Source organism: Sphingomonas sp. BRN-1R (genome assembly GCF_057748035.1).
The window spans coordinates 631647-646487 of record NZ_CM173236.1; the positions used below are offsets into that span (position 1 = coordinate 631647).

The following is a 14841-nucleotide window of genomic DNA, read 5'->3' on the forward strand; positions in this document are numbered from 1 at the left end:
TGGTTAAGGCGGGGTTAGGACGGCAACGCGCCCGGCGGATCGACGCCGCCGCCCGGCATATTGCGTCGCAGCGCTTGCATCGCGCCTCATGCGGACTAATACGACGCCGACAGCCCGCAAGAGGATTCCGCCCTTGGCCAGCCAACGCCCCGCCGCCCGCCCGTTAAGCCCGCACCTCAGCATCTGGAAATGGGGGCCGCACATGACGGTCTCGATCCTCCACCGCGTGACCGGCAGCGGCATGGCGACCGTCGGCTCGGTGCTGCTGGTGTGGTGGCTCGCGGCGATCGCGGGCGGGCGCGACAGCTACGCGCTGTTCCACTTCGTGTTCGGCGAGGCGCTGGGCGGCGCGCTCGGCTACATCTTCGGCGTCGGGCTGACGCTGTCTTTCTTCCAGCATATGGCGAGCGGCGTGCGCCACTTCATCCTCGATACCGGCGCCGGCTACGAGCTGAAGGGCAACAAGAAGGGCGCGATGGCGACCTTCGTCTTCTCGATCCTCGCGACGATCATCTTCTGGGCATTTCTGTTGGGGGCCAAATAATGGGTCGCGGGACTGAATTGGGCCGGGTTCGCGGCCTCGGTAGCGCCAAGCATGGCGCGCACCACTGGTGGAACCAGCGGCTGACCGCCGCCTCCAACCTGTTCCTGATGCTGTGGTTCGTCATCGCGGTCGCGCGGCTGCCGGGTTATGACTATGCGACGGTGCGGCCGTGGCTGTCCTCCGCCTGGGTGGCGGTGCCGATGATCCTGCTCGTCATCTCGGTGTTCTGGCATTTTCGTCTGGGGCTTCAGGTCGTGATCGAGGATTACGTCCATGCCGAGACGCGCGTCGCGCTGATGTTCGCGCTCAACTTCTTCGTGGTCGTGGTCGCTTCGATCGCGATCTTCTCGATCCTCAAGATCGCCTTTACCGCCGGGATGCCGCTCTGATGGCCGAAGCCTATAAGATCATCGACCACACCTATGACGCCGTCGTCGTGGGCGCGGGTGGTTCGGGCCTGCGCGCGACGATGGGCATCGCCGAGACGGGTCTGAAGACCGCGTGCATCACCAAGGTGTTCCCGACGCGCAGCCACACGGTCGCGGCGCAGGGCGGCATCGCGGCGAGTCTCGGCAACAACACGCCCGACCATTGGTCGTGGCACATGTACGATACCGTCAAGGGCTCCGACTGGCTCGGCGACCAGGATGCGATCGAATATATGGTGCGCGAGGCGCCTGCCGCCGTGTACGAGCTCGAGCATGCCGGCGTGCCGTTCAGCCGCAACGAGAACGGCACGATCTACCAGCGTCCGTTCGGCGGCCACATGCAGAACATGGGCGACGGCCCGCCGGTGCAGCGCACCTGCGCCGCCGCCGACCGCACCGGCCACGCCATGCTCCACGCGCTCTACCAGCAGAGCCTGAAGTATGACGCGGACTTCTACATCGAATATTTCGCGCTCGATCTCATCATGGAAAACGGGGCGTGCCGGGGCGTGATCGCCTTGTGCATGGAAACCGGTGCGATCCACCGTTTCCGCGCGCACAACGTGGTGCTGGCGACCGGCGGCTACGGCCGCACCTACTTCTCCGCCACTTCGGCGCACACCTGCACCGGCGACGGCAACGCAATGGTTCTGCGCGCCGGCCTGCCGCTCCAGGACATGGAGTTCGTCCAGTTCCACCCGACCGGCATCTATGGTGCCGGCGTGCTCATCACCGAGGGCGCGCGCGGCGAGGGCGGTTACCTCACCAACTCCGAGGGCGAGCGCTTCATGGAGCGTTATGCGCCCTCGGCGAAGGATCTCGCCTCGCGTGACGTCGTGTCGCGCTCGATGGCGATGGAGATGCGTGAAGGTCGCGGTGTCGGCGAGCACAAGGACCACATCTTCCTGCACCTCGACCATATCGACCCCAAGGTGCTGGCCGAGCGGCTGCCCGGCATCACCGAGACCGGTAAGATCTTCGCCAACGTCGATCTGACGCGCCAGCCGCTGCCGGTGACGCCGACCGTCCACTATAACATGGGCGGCATCCCCACCAACTATCACGGCGAAGTCGTCCACCTGCGCGACGGCAACCCCGATGCGGTCGTGCCCGGCCTGTTCGCAGTCGGCGAGGCGGCATGCGTTTCGGTGCACGGCGCGAACCGCCTGGGCTCGAACTCGCTGATCGATCTCGTGGTGTTCGGCCGCGCGACGGGCCTGCGGCTCAAGGAGACCTTGAAGCCCAACACGCCGCACAATCCGCTGCCCAAGGGCTCGGAGGAGATGGCTCTCACGCGTCTGGACAAGTTCCGCAACGCCAGCGGCGGTTCGCCGACCGCGCAGATCCGCACCGAGATGCAGCGCACCATGCAGAAGCATTGCGCGGTGTTCCGCGACAACGCGCTGCTCGGCGAAGGCCAGCAGAAGATCGCGGAAACGTACAAGCGGATGCAGGACGTCCACGTCACCGATCGCTCGCTGATCTGGAACACCGATCTGGTCGAGACGCTCGAACTCGACAACCTCATCGCGCAGGCGGTGGTCACGATGGAGAGCGCCGCCAACCGCAAGGAATCGCGCGGCGCCCACGTCAACGAGGACTTTCCAGACCGCAATGACGCCGAGTGGATGAAGCACACCACCGCGACCTTTACCGGCTGGGGCGGCATCGGCGGCAAGGTCGAGATCGGCTACCGCCCCGTGCACGACTATACGCTGACCGACGATGCGGAGTACATCAAGCCGAAGAAGCGGGTGTACTAAGGCGCGCCGCGCAAGCCGGAGCGAAGCTCCGGCGCGCGGTTCGCGGCGCGCTTGGCCGGCGCGGCTATAGCCGCGACCGACAGCGCGGGCTTTGCCCACGCCCTAAACGCAATGCCGTCGCACCCTAGCGAGACGACGAGAGCGGCGCGTCTCTCACGTCCAAGCGCCATGACACGTCCCAGACCGTCACGTCAGCAATGCGACGCCGCTGACCTTTCGTTAACCCGCGCCGCTTAGCCTCACGCCCGCGAAGAACGGGAGCATCGTGAATGGCGGGTACCTTCGGCAAACGCACCGCCGGCTTCGGCGCGCCGCATCCCGGCGCGACGGCGCGCGCGAGCGCACCGGTCATCGAGCGCGAACCCGCACAGGAGTTCGAATACCGGCCAAACGCGATGAAGTCGCTGCTGCTCACCATCCTGATGGGTGGATTCGCGGTGTTCGCCGCGTATACCGCGCGCGATAACGATCGCGGGCTGCTCATCGACCATGTCATTCGGCTCGATACCGGTCAGGCGACGGTGTTCTGGTGGGCAATGGCGCTGCTGGCCGGTGGCGCGTTTCTGTTCGCGCTCTACTCGCTGGTGCTCGCGGTCAGCCCGCCGCGCATGGTGATCCTTGATGCGACCGGCCTCAGCGCACCCCGCACCATCTTCACGACCGAGACGGCGCGCGTGGGTTATGCGACCATCACCGATCTGCGTATCGTCACGGTCAAACGACATCGCACGCTGCACATCCGCCACGTTGGCGGCAAACTCGCCATCACGGAAAGCGTGATGGGTGGCGGGTTCGACGCCCTGATCGATGCGCTCGCAGTCCGGGTCGCCCAGCGCCGCTGATCGGCGTTGCGCTTGCAAGTCTGGCGGCGCAGGGTCGCGCGATGCGAACCCGGCTGAGCATCTGCCGCCGCAAGGCGCGCTTCGCCTCGCGCGCCGATGCCGAGCTGGCGGCGGCGCGCGCGCCGTTCCTGCTGCTGCCCTACGTTTGCGATCGCTGCGGGCAGTTTCACCTGACGAGCCGCACCAAGGGCAAGCGGCAAGAACGGCCGTTGATCCGCCCGCCGCTCAACGGGCAGTGATCGACAGGTCCTTATAGAGAAACTCGCCGGTCGAGCAGGTGATCCTGACGACGGGATCCGCCGTAACGAAGGGAAGACGTTGCTCGTGTCCATCGATATTCACGACCACGACCGAACCGTCATAGCTCAGGGAAAAGGCAACCTCGCTCGCGTTTGGTTTTCCAGCAACGTCGATGTGATTGTCTTTGCCGATATCGCGAGCGCTGAACGCCAGTATTGGCAGGGGTGCGGGACTGCCCTTCATTTTCGGGACGACGGAATATTCAAATCCTGCCCAGCCGATGTCGGGAAGCCCGGGTTTGGTTTGTGCTTCGCTGATCGAAAGCCGCGTGAGTGGCACGTATTGCTTGCTATCGGCTGCGGTTTTCAACGCGACTTTGCCGGTGACGGTGAAGGTCTTGCCGGGGGCAGGCAGCGCGAGATCCGAAAAGTGATTGGCGGCCGTGTCGCAGTCGTAAACGACGCCGCGATTTTCGGCGATGGCCGGGCCGAACGGCGTGGCCACGGCGGCCAGTAAGATCATTACGAAACGTGCGCGCATAGCATTCTCCCCCAAGACCAGATGGTGAAGTCTGCACGACTCGCATGTCAACTGAGGCAGCGGATTAGCACAGTCGCGGCAGCGGAGGCATCAAGCCGCCTCCGCTGCCGATCCTTTACTTCGCCATCGCCGCCGACTGATCGACTGGCACCACCGGAAGCAGTACCGCGCTCGCCCCTGCCGCACCATGCTCGATCGTCACGGTCGCCTTCTTGTAGTCGCCGGGCTTGGCGAGGAAGATGTTGGGCACGAAGGTCTGCGGGTTGCGATCGTAGAGCGGGAACAGCGAGGACTGAACCTGCACCATGATCTTGTGGCCCGGCAGGAACTCGTGGTTCACGGCGGGCAGGCGGAACTTGTATTCCTGCACCTTGCCGGCGGGAATCGCGGTCGGGTGCGCGAAGCTGTCGCGGTAGCGGCCGCGGAAGATGTCGAGGCTGATCGGCAGTTCGTAGCCGCCCTTGGATGGGTCGCTCGCATTCTCCTCCGGGAAGACGTCGATGATTTTCACCACGAAATCGCCATCGGTGCCGGTCGTCCTGGCGAAGATGTCCGCCCATGGCACCCCCGACACCCGCACCGTCTGCGTTAGCGCGGGCGTGGTGTAGGTCATCACGTCGGTGCGGCCGTCGACCGAGCGCTGGTCGGACACCAGCCAGTCGCCCCAGCGGCCGTCCTTGAAGTTCACCGGGCGCGGCAGGTGCGGCACCGGGTTCGACGGATCGGACACGTAGGAGTCGCCGCCCGAGGCCGCCTTTTCGAAGCCCAGCCCCTTGTCGGCCTGAAGGTACATCGGCGTCAGCGGCGTCGCGCAATCCTTGTCGCACGACAGCGGCCAGCGCGAGAACCTGTCCCAGTGGTTCTCAGCCGTATTGTAGATCGCCGCCGCCGGCAGCGTCACCGCCGGGCCGTCCTTGAGATACTGGTCGAAGAACGGCAGCACCATATCCTCGCGGTACTGCTGCGCGGTGTCGCCGTTCCACTGGAACGCGCCGAGGCTGCGGCCCTCGCGGTTGACCTGGCTGTGCCGCCACGGCCCCATCACGATATAATTGTTCGCGCTCTTGCCCGCCTTCACCAGCGATTCGTAGCTGTGGATCGCGCCCCACATATCCTCCTGATCCCACAGCCCCTGTTCCCACAAGGTCGGCACGTCGGAGGGGCTTTGCGCCAGCAGCTTGTCGAGCGCCTGACCCTGCCAGAACGCATCATAGGCGGGGTGCGACACCATCCGCTGCCACGCGGGCAACTGGTCGTAACCCGACATCTTCGCCCAGTCCCCGGCAGAGACATTGCGGAAATTCTCGTAATCGTCGTACCCGCCCGAGCGCGGCACCTTGCCCTCGCCCTTGTAGCCGGTCTGCGAGCCGATCCAGCCGATGTTGGCGAGCCGGAACGCGCCGTAGTGGAACCAGTCGTCGCCCATCCAGCCGTCGACCATCGGGCTCTGGGGCGCGGCGACCTTGAGCGCGGGGTGCGGGTGAAGCAGCGCCATGACCACGGTGAAGCCTTCGTAGGACGAGCCGATCATGCCGACTTTGCCGTTCGACTGCGGCAGGTTCGCCTTGTTCACCAGCCAGTCGATCGTGTCGTAGGCGTCCGTCGTGTGATCGACCTTGGTCGGGTTGAGCGGGCCGATCGGCGGGCGCGTGACGATGTAGTCGCCCTCCGAGCCGTACTTTCCACGAATGTCCTGATAAACGCGGATATAGCCCGCCTTCACGAACATCTCGTCGGCGAGCGGCAGCGTGGAGAGTTCGTTCGGGCTGTCCATCCGGTTGGCGCGACCCTTGGCGTTGTACGGCGTGCGGGTCAGCACGATCGGCGCGTTAGTCAGCCCCTTGGCATAGACGATGACGGTGTAGAGCTTGGTGCCGTCGCGCATCGGGATCATCACCTCGCGCTTGACGTAATCGCGCGACGCCTCGGGCTGGGTGAACTTGGCCGGGATGTCGCCGCCGGCGGCGGGTTGCGCCGGCGAGACGGCCGGGTTGCGCGGTGCGGAAGCCTTGTCGTCCTGCGCATGCGCGGGGCTGATGGCGAGAGCGGTGGCGAGCAGCAGGAGCGACTTTGCGCGCATCGGACGGGGCGACCTTTCGGGAGTTTCGGATGCGCAGGCGTAGAGCGCGCGACCGGTTGGTTTCAAGTGCGATCATCCCGTCATCATGCGCTGGCGTGCGGGATTGACTTGGCGGCGGTCTGCGGGTGAGCATCGCCGCACCTCTCGACGGGATATTTGCGATGCGTGTGCTGCGTTCGATCCGGTCGCTCCTGGCGGTGGCGCTGCTGCTGTCGGTCGCGGCTTCCGCAAAGACGCGCCCGCCCGCGCCCCCGGCGCCGCCCGCGCCGAAGGAAGACGATCAGTTCGCCGACTATGCAGCGCAGGGCTTCCAGTTCGAACATGGCCGCGATCCCGGCTGGCAACTCGCCGAGCATCGCCGGCTCGACCGCGCGCTGGCGGGACTCGCGCCGCAGCGCAAGGGCGTGGTCGATGCCTATGTGCTCGCGGTCGGGCTCGACAGCGATGCGGTGTTCGGGCGCGAGGCGCGCGAGGCGGGCAAGGTGCTGTCGCGCCGTTACGACGCCGCCGGGCGGACGATCGTGCTGGCCGGCCCCGACGGACGTGGCGCGGATACGCTGCCGCGTGGATCGCCCGACAATATCGCCACAGCGCTCGCGCGGATCGCCGAGGTAATGGACAGGAAGGAGGACGTGCTGGTCCTCTACACCACCAGCCACGGCGCATCCTATGGCATCGTCTATCAGGACGGCGACGCGGGTGTCGGCACGGTCGCGCCGGCGCGGCTGGCGGCGATGCTCGACGGGTTGGAGCTGAGGCGGCGGCTGGTGATCGTCAGCGCGTGCTTCGCAGGCGTGTTCGTGCCCGCGCTCAGCGAGCCCGACGGCGTGGTGATGACGGCGGCGGCGGCGGACCGTTCCTCGTTCGGGTGTGAGGCGGACAGCGACTGGACGTTCTTCGGCGACGCGCTCGTCAACCACGCCCTGCGCAAGGACCAGCCGTTCGCCGCCGCCGCGAAGGAGGCGACCGGACTGATCGCCAAATGGGAAGCGCAGGGCAAATTGCGCGCCTCCAACCCGCAACTCGCGATCGGCGCGCGGGCGGATCGCTGGCTGGCGGCGCTCGAACGCCGCAGCCCGAGGGCGGCGACCCAGCCGGTCGGCCGCCCCGCGACCAGCCTGTTCGCACGCAAGGCCGGCTGACGCGACGCATGTCGATCGGCATCGTGCTTCTCGTCCTGGTCGCGGCGGTGCTGCACGCGAGTTGGAACGCGCTGTTGCGCGCGGGCGCGGACCGCTTGTGGTCGATGACGATCATGTGCGTCGCGGTCGCGCTCGCCAGTGGAGCGATCGCGCTGGCGCTGCCCGCACCGGCGCGGGCGAGTTGGGGCTGCGCGATCCTGTCGGCGGTGCTCCACGTCGGCTACAATCTGTTTCTGGTGCGCACCTATCGCAGCGGCGATCTCGGCCAGACCTATCCGATCGCGCGCGGCTCCTCGCCGCTGCTGGTGGCGCTCGGCGCGGCGGTGTTCGCGGGCGAGCTGCCCGATGCGATCAGCCTCGCCGGCGTGCTGCTGGTGTCGGGCGGGATCATCGCGCTGGCGTTCCAGGGGCGCGGCATCGCGTCCGACAGCCTGCCGTATGCGATCGGCACCGGTTGCTTCATCGGCGCATATAGCGTGACCGACGGGATCGGCGCGCGGCTGTCGGGCGCGCCGGTGTCGTACACGGTGTGGATGTGCGCGATGTGGGGCGTGCTGATGCCGGTCACCTATGTCGTGATGCGGGACGCGCGCAGCCTCGTGCGGCCGATGCGCGAGATGTGGGTGCCGGCGGCGGGCGGGCTGGTCTCGCTTGCCGCCTACGGCATCGTCATCTTCGCGATGGCGCTCGGGCCGCTGGGGCCGGTGTCGGCGCTGCGCGAGACGAGCGTGGTGTTCGCCGCGCTGATCGGCCGGATCTTCCTGCATGAGCGGTTGAGCGCCTATCGCCTCGGCGCGTGCGCGGTAGTGGCATTGGGTGCGCTGTGCATCGGCCATGCCGGTGCCGCGCGACATGCGCCGTCGCGGGAACAAGCGCGGGGTGCCGGGCATTTGGCGCGGCATGCCTGATGTCCGCTATCCTTTGCTCGCCCGCCCGCACATCCGCCTGTCCGGCGTGGTGGATCAGGTGATGTATGCGAACTTCCGCCAGATGCTCGACGCGTGCCCGGCTGAGGGCACGATCGTCATCGCGATGACGACGCTGGGCGGCGATCCCGAAGTGGCGCGCACGATGGCGGACGATATCCGCCTGCTCGAGGAGCATACCGGCCGCGAGATCCTGTTCCTCGGCAAGGTGGCGGTCTATTCGGCGGGCGCGACCTTCATGTCGGCGTTCCCGGTCGAGCGGCGCTTCCTCACCCGCCATACCCGGCTGATGATCCACGAGCGCAGCATCAGCAAGCAACTCAACATCAACGGCCCGCTGCGCATGTGCATCGCCTCGATCAAGGCGACGCTGCACGAGATCGAGCATTCGATCCTGATCGAGGAGGAGGGCTTCCGCGATCTGGTGCGCGGCAGCCGCGTCGATTTCGAGGACCTGCGCGAGAAGGCGCCCTCCAACTGGTATATCGAGGCGGAGGAGGCGCGCGATCTCGGGCTGGTGCTCGACGTGATCTGACGGGTCGTCCGTACCGCGCGCGCGCGTGGCGCGCGGTACGAACGGTGGCGACGTCAGCTCGAAAGGCCGCCGTCGATATCGATGGTCGTGCCGGTGATGAACGCCGCTTCGTCGCTGGCGAGGAAGGCGGTGAGCGCGGCGATCTCCTCGGGCCGGCCATAGCGGCCGAGCGGGATCAGCGGCTTGAACATGTCCGCGATCGCGCCGTCGGCGGGGTTCATGTCGGTGTCGATCGGACCGGGCTGCACCACGTTGACGAGGATCCTGCGGGCGGCGAGATCGCGCGCCCAGCCGCGCGCCAGCCCCGCCACCGCCGCCTTGGAGGCACCATAAGGCGCGAGGCCGGGCGCGAAGGAATGGTGCGCGTTGATGCTGCCGATGATGATGATCCGCCCGCCGTCGGCGATGCGCGGCGCGGCGGCGGCGGTGCCGGCCTGCACGCCGCCCACGTTGACCGCGAAGATCCGATCATAGGCGGCATTGTCGGTCTGGTCGACCGGTGCCATCTCGAACACGCCGGCATTGTGGACGAGGATGTCGAGCCCGCCGAGCGTGTCGATCGCCGCGCCGATCGCTGTCGCCTGTGCGGCGGCGTCGGCGGCGTTCGCTCGGATCGCATGGCCCTTGCGCCCGGCGGCGATGATTGCGCCGACGACGACGTTGGCCGCCTCCTGATTGCCGCCGTAGGTGATGGCGACATCCGCGCCTTCGGCCGCCAGCCGTTTGGCGATCGCCGCGCCGATACCGCGCGAACCGCCTGTGACGATCGCCTTCTTGCCTTCGAATCTCGTGCTCATGTCGCAATTCCCGGCGCAGGCTCGATTGAAGCGGGCCTTTCCGCGCTGCGGCGAAGATGGGCGTGGCGGCGGGACGGTCAAGCGGCCCGACCCGCAGCCGCGGCGGCCATCCGGGCGCAATGGCCCGCGAAATCAGGTGGTTGAGGCAGGGGGCAAGAATCTCTACCGCATCCGAAACAAAATCGCTTTGTCATCGCAGGCGCGGCGCGACGGGGCAGGGAATGTTTGCGACAGCGCCCGCGCTTGTGTAACGGCATCTGCAAAGACCGGGCGATCCGTCGCCCACCAGCCACGGGACACCGACAGCAATGGCCGAATTCTTCCTCCCCGCGAACAGCAAGCCCAAGGCGAACGGCCATGTTCACAAGGCGGGCGCGGAGGCGAAACGCGTCAAGAAATTCAAGATCTACCGCTACGATCCGGATACGGGCGAGAACCCGCGCTACGACACGTTCGAGATCGATCTCGATTCGTGCGGGCCGATGGTGCTCGACGCGCTCATCAAGATGAAGTCGGAGCAGGATTCGTCGCTCACCTTCCGCCGCTCGTGCCGCGAGGGCATCTGCGGTTCGTGCGCGATGAACATGGACGGCAAGAACGGCCTCGCCTGCACCACCGCGATCGAGGACATTCGCGGCGACATCCGCATCACGCCGCTGCCGCACATGGAGGTCATCAAGGATCTCGTCCCCGATTTCACGCACTTCTACGCGCAATATTCGTCGATCAAGCCGTGGCTGCAAACCGTCACGCCGCCGCCCGCCGGCAAGGAGCGGCTCCAGAGCCCGGAGGATCGCGAGAAGCTCGACGGCCTGTACGAATGCATCCTGTGCGCCTGCTGCTCGACCTCGTGCCCGAGCTACTGGTGGAACAGCGACAAGTTCCTCGGCCCGGCGATCCTGTTGCAGGCCTATCGCTGGCTCGCCGACAGCCGTGACGAGATGACGGGCGAGCGGCTCGATGAACTGGAGGATCCGTTCCGCCTGTATCGCTGCCACACGATCATGAACTGCGCGAACGTCTGCCCCAAGGGGCTCAACCCCGCCAAGGCGATCGCCGAGATCAAGAAGATGGAAGCCGAGCGCGTCCTGTAAGACGCGCGAATGACCGGCGTCCTTGCCCGTTATAACGCGCTGGTCGCCTCGGGCGAGTTGCGCGTCGATGCCGAACAGGCGGCGGTGGCGGCGCGGCTCGATACGCTCGCGACCGCACTGGAGGCGGTGCCGCGCAAGGGCTCGACCCTGTGGAAGCTGTTGGGGCGCAAACCCGATCCGGTGCGGGGCCTCTACATTTGGGGCGGCGTCGGGCGCGGCAAGTCGATGTTGATGGACCTGTTCTTCAACACGCTCGACATTCGGCGCAAACGGCGCGTCCACTTCTCCGAGTTCATGCTGGAGGTCCACCAGCGCATCGCCGCCGAGCGCAGGAAGGAGGTCGGCGATCCGATCGTCCCCGCCGCGCGCGCGATCGCGGAAGAGACGCGCGTGCTTGCCTTTGACGAGATCATGGTGACGAACAGTCCCGACGCGATGATCCTGTCGCGGCTGTTCACGCAGTTGCTTGCCGAAGGCGTCACGGTGGTGACGACCTCGAACCGGCGCCCGAGCGATCTCTACAAGGACGGGCTCAACCGCGAGCATTTCCTGCCGTTCATCGATCTGATCGAAACGCAGATGGACGTGCTGACGCTCAACGGCCCGGTCGATTACCGCCGCGACCGGCTCGGCGCGATCGACGCCTGGCTGGTGCCAAACGGCGCGCGTGCGACCGAATTGCTGTCGGGCGATTTCTTCCGCCTCACCGACTTCCCGGTCGAGGATCGCGCGCACGTGCCCGCCGAGGATATCCCCGTCGAGGGTGGCCGCACGCTGCATGTGCCCAAGAGCATCAAGGGCGTCGCGGTGTTCTCGTTCAAGCGGCTGTGCGGCGAGGCGCGGGGGGCGGCCGATTACCTCGCGATCGCGCGGCGCTACCATACCGTCATCCTCGTCGGCATCCCAAAGCTCGGGCCGGAGAACCGCAACGAGGCGGCGCGCTTCGTCGCGCTGATCGACGCGTTGTACGAGCATAAGGTCAAGCTGCTCGCCGCCGCCGATGCCGCGCCCGATCAGCTTTACGAGAAGGGCGATGGCCGCTTCGAGTTCGAGCGCACGGTGAGCCGGCTCGAGGAAATGCAGTCCGACGACTATCTCGCGCAGGGGCATGGCTCGGCGGGCGCGATCTGACGCCGCCCGTGGAAATATCGACGCCCGCCGGATCGGATTGGCGCGACCGGACTGCGATGCTACGTTCGCTCGACGCTAAGGAGAGGTCAGCATGCTCGTCGCCACGACGGAAAACGTCCCCGGCCACACCGTTCGCGCTACGCTCGGGCCGGTGTTTGGCGTCGTCGTGCGCAGCCGGGGGCTGGGTGGCAACATCACCGCGAGCCTGCGCTCGATCGTCGGTGGCGAGATCCCCGAATATACCCGGCTGATCGAGGATACCCGCCGCCACGCGATCGACCGGATGGTGCAGAACGCCGCGCTGATGGGCGCGAATGCGGTGGTGATGATGCGTTTCGACTCGGGCGAGATCGCGCAGTCGATGAACGAGGTGGTCGCCTATGGCACCGCCGTCATCCTCGATCCCGCGCCGGAGTGAACACGCCGTGCTGCGCGTCCTGGTGCTGGTCGCGGCGATGGTGGCGTTCACCGCAGCGCTGATCGTGGTGATGCTGGTGCCGTTGCAATGGCCGCTGCTGATCTGGGCCGGCGTGCCGCTCGCCGGCATCCTGTTCGAACGCGCCCGTTATGGCGCGGCGCAGGCACGGCCGCTTGGCGGCACATGGCAGGAGACGCCGGAACGCTTCATCGACGACGTGACCGGACGCACGATGGTGGTGTGGTACGACCCGGCGACCGGTGCGCGGCGCTACGTCGATGCGGACAAACGCGTTATTGATCCTGCGAATGAATTGCAATAATAAGCTATTTGAGCAAGCCTTTAGGTGTTGCCCTCATCCGCAAACGGGCCTAAGCCGCGCCCGTCATAGTAGCAGGCCGCGCGCGCGGCCGATCCGGAAAGGATGAGAATGGCTCGCAAGAAGATCGCGCTTATCGGCGCAGGCAATATCGGTGGCACGCTCGCTCACCTCGCCGCGCTGAAGGCTCTCGGGGATATCGTGCTGTTCGATGTGGTCGAGGGCGTTCCGCAGGGCAAGGCGCTCGATCTTACCCAGTGCGCGCCGGTCGAGGGTTTCGACGCCAAGATCACCGGCACCAACGATTATGCCGACATCGCGGGCGCGGACGTCATCATCGTCACCGCCGGTGTCGCGCGCAAGCCGGGCATGAGCCGTGACGATCTGCTCGGCATCAACCTCAAGGTGATGAAGGCCGTGGGCGAGGGCATCAAGGCCAACGCGCCCGACGCGTTCGTGATCTGCATCACCAACCCGCTTGACGCGATGGTGTGGGCGCTGCGCGAGTTCTCGGGGCTGCCGCACGAGAAGGTGGTCGGCATGGCCGGCGTGCTCGACTCGTCGCGTTTCTCGGCATTCCTCGCCGAGGAATTCCAGGTCTCGATCAAGGATGTGACCAGCTTCGTGCTCGGCGGCCACGGCGACACGATGGTGCCGGTGATCGAATATTCGACCGTGTCGGGCATCCCGATCCCCGATCTCATCAAGATGGGCCGCTCGACGCAGGAGAAGATCGACGCGATCGTCAAGCGCACGCGCGGCGGCGGCGGCGAGATCGTCGCGCTCCTGAAGACCGGTTCGGCTTTCTATGCGCCCGCGACCAGCGCGATCTCGATGGCGGAGAGCTACCTCTACGACCAGAAGCGCGTGCTGCCGGCGGCGGTGCACCTCACCGGCCAGTACGGCATCGACAACCTCTATGTCGGCGTGCCCTGCGTGATCGGCGCGGGCGGTGTCGAGCAGGTGGTCGAGATCGCGCTCAGCGACGAAGCCAAGAAGAACCTCGACGTGTCGGTCGACGCGGTCAAGGAGCTGTTGGTCGCGTGCAAGGGCATCGACTCCTCGCTGAACTGATTTCCGCACGCGGGCGGTGACGCCCGCGCCTGCCTCGATTCAAGGAACCGTGCCGCATGAGCATTCTCGTCGACAAGAATACCAAGGTCATCACCCAAGGCATGACCGGTGAGACCGGCAGCTTCCACACGCAGACCGCGCTTGCCTACGGCACGCAGATGGTCGGCGGCGTGACGCCGGGCAAGGGCGGCACCACCCACCTCGACCTGCCGGTGTTCAACACCGTTCTCGAGGCGAAGACCAAGACTGGCGCCGACGCCTCGGTCATCTACGTGCCGCCCCCCTTCGCGGCCGATTCGATCCTCGAGGCGATCGATGCGGAGATCCCGCTGATCGTCTGCATCACGGAAGGCATTCCGGTGCTCGACATGGTCAAGGTGAAGCGCGCGCTGTCGGGTTCGAAGTCGCGGCTGATCGGGCCGAACTGCCCCGGCGTGCTGACCCCGAACGAGTGCAAGATCGGCATCATGCCGGGCAACATCTTCTCCAAGGGTTCGGTCGGCGTCGTCTCGCGTTCGGGCACGCTCACCTATGAGGCGGTGTTCCAGACCACCAACGCGGGCCTCGGCCAGACCACCGCAGTCGGCATCGGCGGCGATCCCGTCAACGGCACCAACTTCATCGACGTGCTCGAGCTGTTCCTCGCCGACGATGCCACCCAGTCGATCATCATGATCGGCGAGATCGGCGGTTCGGCGGAAGAAGAGGCCGCGCAGTTCCTGCGTGACGAGGCCAAGCGTGGCCGCAAGAAGCCGATGGCCGGCTTCATCGCGGGCCGCACCGCGCCTCCGGGCCGCCGCATGGGCCATGCCGGCGCGATCGTCTCGGGCGGCCAGGGCGGCGCCGAGGACAAGATCGCGGCGATGGAAGCGGCCGGCATCAAGGTCGCCGACAGCCCTTCGCTGCTCGGCGAGACGCTGGTTTCGGTGCTGAAGGGTTGAAGACGTCGCCCCGGCGGGAACGCCGGG

The 14841-nt window shown here is 66.6% G+C and carries 17 protein-coding genes; 14 read left to right on the forward strand and 3 right to left on the reverse strand.

What is annotated here, in order from left to right:
* The first annotated feature begins 133 nt into the window (after positions 1 to 133).
* From sdhC to AC3ANX_RS02965, 5 genes are all read left to right on the forward strand, one after another.
* Positions 134 to 544, forward strand: coding sequence for a succinate dehydrogenase, cytochrome b556 subunit (gene sdhC, locus AC3ANX_RS02945; protein WP_488335542.1), 411 nt, complete (start codon positions 134 to 136; stop codon positions 542 to 544).
* On the forward strand, positions 544 to 933 hold the full coding sequence (sdhD, locus tag AC3ANX_RS02950; protein ID WP_488335543.1) for a succinate dehydrogenase, hydrophobic membrane anchor protein: 390 nt from the start codon (positions 544 to 546) through the stop codon (positions 931 to 933). The genes sdhC and sdhD overlap by 1 nt, the downstream gene beginning before the upstream one ends.
* A complete protein-coding gene (gene sdhA, locus AC3ANX_RS02955) occupies positions 933 to 2735 on the forward strand; it encodes a succinate dehydrogenase flavoprotein subunit (protein WP_488335544.1) in 1803 nt (600 codons plus the stop codon). The genes sdhD and sdhA overlap by 1 nt, the downstream gene beginning before the upstream one ends.
* Before the next feature lie 269 nt (positions 2736 to 3004).
* Positions 3005 to 3577, forward strand: a complete 573-nt coding sequence (locus AC3ANX_RS02960; protein WP_488335545.1) for a hypothetical protein — start codon at positions 3005 to 3007, stop codon at positions 3575 to 3577.
* A gap of 41 nt (positions 3578 to 3618) precedes the next feature.
* Positions 3619 to 3816 carry a hypothetical protein gene (locus tag AC3ANX_RS02965; RefSeq protein ID WP_488335546.1) on the forward strand — a complete coding sequence of 66 codons (198 nt, stop codon included), beginning with the start codon at positions 3619 to 3621 and terminating at the stop codon, positions 3814 to 3816.
* On the opposite strand, the gene AC3ANX_RS02970 is transcribed toward AC3ANX_RS02965, so the two are convergent.
* Both AC3ANX_RS02970 and AC3ANX_RS02975 read right to left on the reverse strand, forming a co-directional pair.
* Entirely contained in the window at positions 3803 to 4357 is a 555-nt protein-coding gene (locus tag AC3ANX_RS02970; protein WP_488335547.1) for a hypothetical protein, read from the reverse strand. The genes AC3ANX_RS02965 and AC3ANX_RS02970 overlap by 14 nt on opposite strands.
* A 115-nt stretch (positions 4358 to 4472) precedes the next feature.
* Complete coding sequence (locus AC3ANX_RS02975) at positions 4473 to 6437, reverse strand: CocE/NonD family hydrolase (protein ID WP_488335548.1); 1965 nt, start codon at positions 6435 to 6437, stop codon at positions 4473 to 4475.
* Between the two features lie 161 nt (positions 6438 to 6598).
* Here AC3ANX_RS02975 and AC3ANX_RS02980 point away from each other — a divergent pair, with 161 nt between their 5' ends.
* Genes AC3ANX_RS02980 through AC3ANX_RS02990 form a run of 3 tightly spaced genes read left to right on the forward strand, consistent with a single transcriptional unit; the run spans position 6599 to position 9040 of the window.
* Positions 6599 to 7579, forward strand: a complete 981-nt coding sequence (locus AC3ANX_RS02980; protein WP_488335549.1) for a C13 family peptidase — start codon at positions 6599 to 6601, stop codon at positions 7577 to 7579.
* Positions 7580 to 7587: 8 nt separating this feature from the next.
* Entirely contained in the window at positions 7588 to 8487 is a 900-nt protein-coding gene (locus tag AC3ANX_RS02985; RefSeq protein ID WP_488335550.1) for an EamA family transporter, read from the forward strand.
* Positions 8480 to 9040, forward strand: a complete 561-nt coding sequence (locus tag AC3ANX_RS02990) for an ATP-dependent Clp protease proteolytic subunit (RefSeq protein WP_488335551.1) — start codon at positions 8480 to 8482, stop codon at positions 9038 to 9040. Before AC3ANX_RS02985 ends, AC3ANX_RS02990 begins: the two co-directional genes overlap by 8 nt.
* 53 nt (positions 9041 to 9093) lie before the next feature.
* On the opposite strand, the gene AC3ANX_RS02995 is transcribed toward AC3ANX_RS02990, so the two are convergent.
* Positions 9094 to 9837 carry an SDR family NAD(P)-dependent oxidoreductase gene (locus tag AC3ANX_RS02995; RefSeq protein WP_488335552.1) on the reverse strand — a complete coding sequence of 248 codons (744 nt, stop codon included), beginning with the start codon at positions 9835 to 9837 and terminating at the stop codon, positions 9094 to 9096.
* 308 nt (positions 9838 to 10145) lie between these two features.
* On the opposite strand from AC3ANX_RS02995, the gene AC3ANX_RS03000 reads away from it, so the two are divergent.
* The 6 genes from AC3ANX_RS03000 to sucD all read left to right on the forward strand — a co-directional run bounded on the left by AC3ANX_RS03000 (position 10146) and on the right by sucD (position 14814).
* Positions 10146 to 10931 (forward strand): succinate dehydrogenase iron-sulfur subunit, encoded by a 786-nt coding sequence (locus AC3ANX_RS03000; RefSeq protein WP_488335553.1) that lies wholly within the window; start codon positions 10146 to 10148, stop codon positions 10929 to 10931.
* Between the two features lie 9 nt (positions 10932 to 10940).
* Complete coding sequence (gene zapE / locus AC3ANX_RS03005) at positions 10941 to 12062, forward strand: cell division protein ZapE (RefSeq protein WP_488335554.1); 1122 nt, start codon at positions 10941 to 10943, stop codon at positions 12060 to 12062.
* A gap of 91 nt (positions 12063 to 12153) precedes the next feature.
* Complete coding sequence (locus tag AC3ANX_RS03010) at positions 12154 to 12480, forward strand: YbjQ family protein (RefSeq protein ID WP_488335555.1); 327 nt, start codon at positions 12154 to 12156, stop codon at positions 12478 to 12480.
* Positions 12481 to 12487: 7 nt separating this feature from the next.
* Positions 12488 to 12802: a hypothetical protein gene (locus tag AC3ANX_RS03015; RefSeq protein ID WP_488335556.1), complete on the forward strand. Its 315-nt coding sequence runs from the start codon at positions 12488 to 12490 to the stop codon at positions 12800 to 12802.
* Between the two features lie 108 nt (positions 12803 to 12910).
* The gene (gene mdh, locus AC3ANX_RS03020; protein ID WP_488335557.1) at positions 12911 to 13873 is read left to right on the forward strand and encodes a malate dehydrogenase; all 963 of its coding nucleotides are present in this window, start codon (positions 12911 to 12913) and stop codon (positions 13871 to 13873) included.
* A gap of 56 nt (positions 13874 to 13929) precedes the next feature.
* Positions 13930 to 14814 carry a succinate--CoA ligase subunit alpha gene (gene sucD / locus AC3ANX_RS03025; RefSeq protein WP_242147693.1) on the forward strand — a complete coding sequence of 295 codons (885 nt, stop codon included), beginning with the start codon at positions 13930 to 13932 and terminating at the stop codon, positions 14812 to 14814.
* The last annotated feature ends 27 nt before the right edge of the window (positions 14815 to 14841 follow it).

What these genes read in the sequence shown, in the direction of transcription:
- sdhD (WP_488335543.1), top strand. Translation starts at nt 544, where the DNA reads ATGGGTCGCGGGACTGAATTGGGCCGGGTTCGCGGCCTCGGTAGCGCC.
- sdhA (WP_488335544.1), top strand. Translation starts at nt 933, where the DNA reads ATGGCCGAAGCCTATAAGATCATCGACCACACCTATGACGCCGTCGTC.
- AC3ANX_RS02960 (WP_488335545.1), top strand. Translation starts at nt 3,005, where the DNA reads ATGGCGGGTACCTTCGGCAAACGCACCGCCGGCTTCGGCGCGCCGCAT.
- AC3ANX_RS02965 (WP_488335546.1), top strand. Translation starts at nt 3,619, where the DNA reads ATGCGAACCCGGCTGAGCATCTGCCGCCGCAAGGCGCGCTTCGCCTCG.
- AC3ANX_RS02970 (WP_488335547.1), bottom strand. Translation starts at nt 4,357, where the DNA reads ATGCGCGCACGTTTCGTAATGATCTTACTGGCCGCCGTGGCCACGCCG.
- AC3ANX_RS02975 (WP_488335548.1), bottom strand. Translation starts at nt 6,437, where the DNA reads ATGCGCGCAAAGTCGCTCCTGCTGCTCGCCACCGCTCTCGCCATCAGC.
- AC3ANX_RS02980 (WP_488335549.1), top strand. Translation starts at nt 6,599, where the DNA reads ATGCGTGTGCTGCGTTCGATCCGGTCGCTCCTGGCGGTGGCGCTGCTG.
- AC3ANX_RS02985 (WP_488335550.1), top strand. Translation starts at nt 7,588, where the DNA reads ATGTCGATCGGCATCGTGCTTCTCGTCCTGGTCGCGGCGGTGCTGCAC.
- AC3ANX_RS02990 (WP_488335551.1), top strand. Translation starts at nt 8,480, where the DNA reads ATGCCTGATGTCCGCTATCCTTTGCTCGCCCGCCCGCACATCCGCCTG.
- AC3ANX_RS02995 (WP_488335552.1), bottom strand. Translation starts at nt 9,837, where the DNA reads ATGAGCACGAGATTCGAAGGCAAGAAGGCGATCGTCACAGGCGGTTCG.
- AC3ANX_RS03000 (WP_488335553.1), top strand. Translation starts at nt 10,146, where the DNA reads ATGGCCGAATTCTTCCTCCCCGCGAACAGCAAGCCCAAGGCGAACGGC.
- zapE (WP_488335554.1), top strand. Translation starts at nt 10,941, where the DNA reads ATGACCGGCGTCCTTGCCCGTTATAACGCGCTGGTCGCCTCGGGCGAG.
- AC3ANX_RS03010 (WP_488335555.1), top strand. Translation starts at nt 12,154, where the DNA reads ATGCTCGTCGCCACGACGGAAAACGTCCCCGGCCACACCGTTCGCGCT.
- mdh (WP_488335557.1), top strand. Translation starts at nt 12,911, where the DNA reads ATGGCTCGCAAGAAGATCGCGCTTATCGGCGCAGGCAATATCGGTGGC.
- sucD (WP_242147693.1), top strand. Translation starts at nt 13,930, where the DNA reads ATGAGCATTCTCGTCGACAAGAATACCAAGGTCATCACCCAAGGCATG.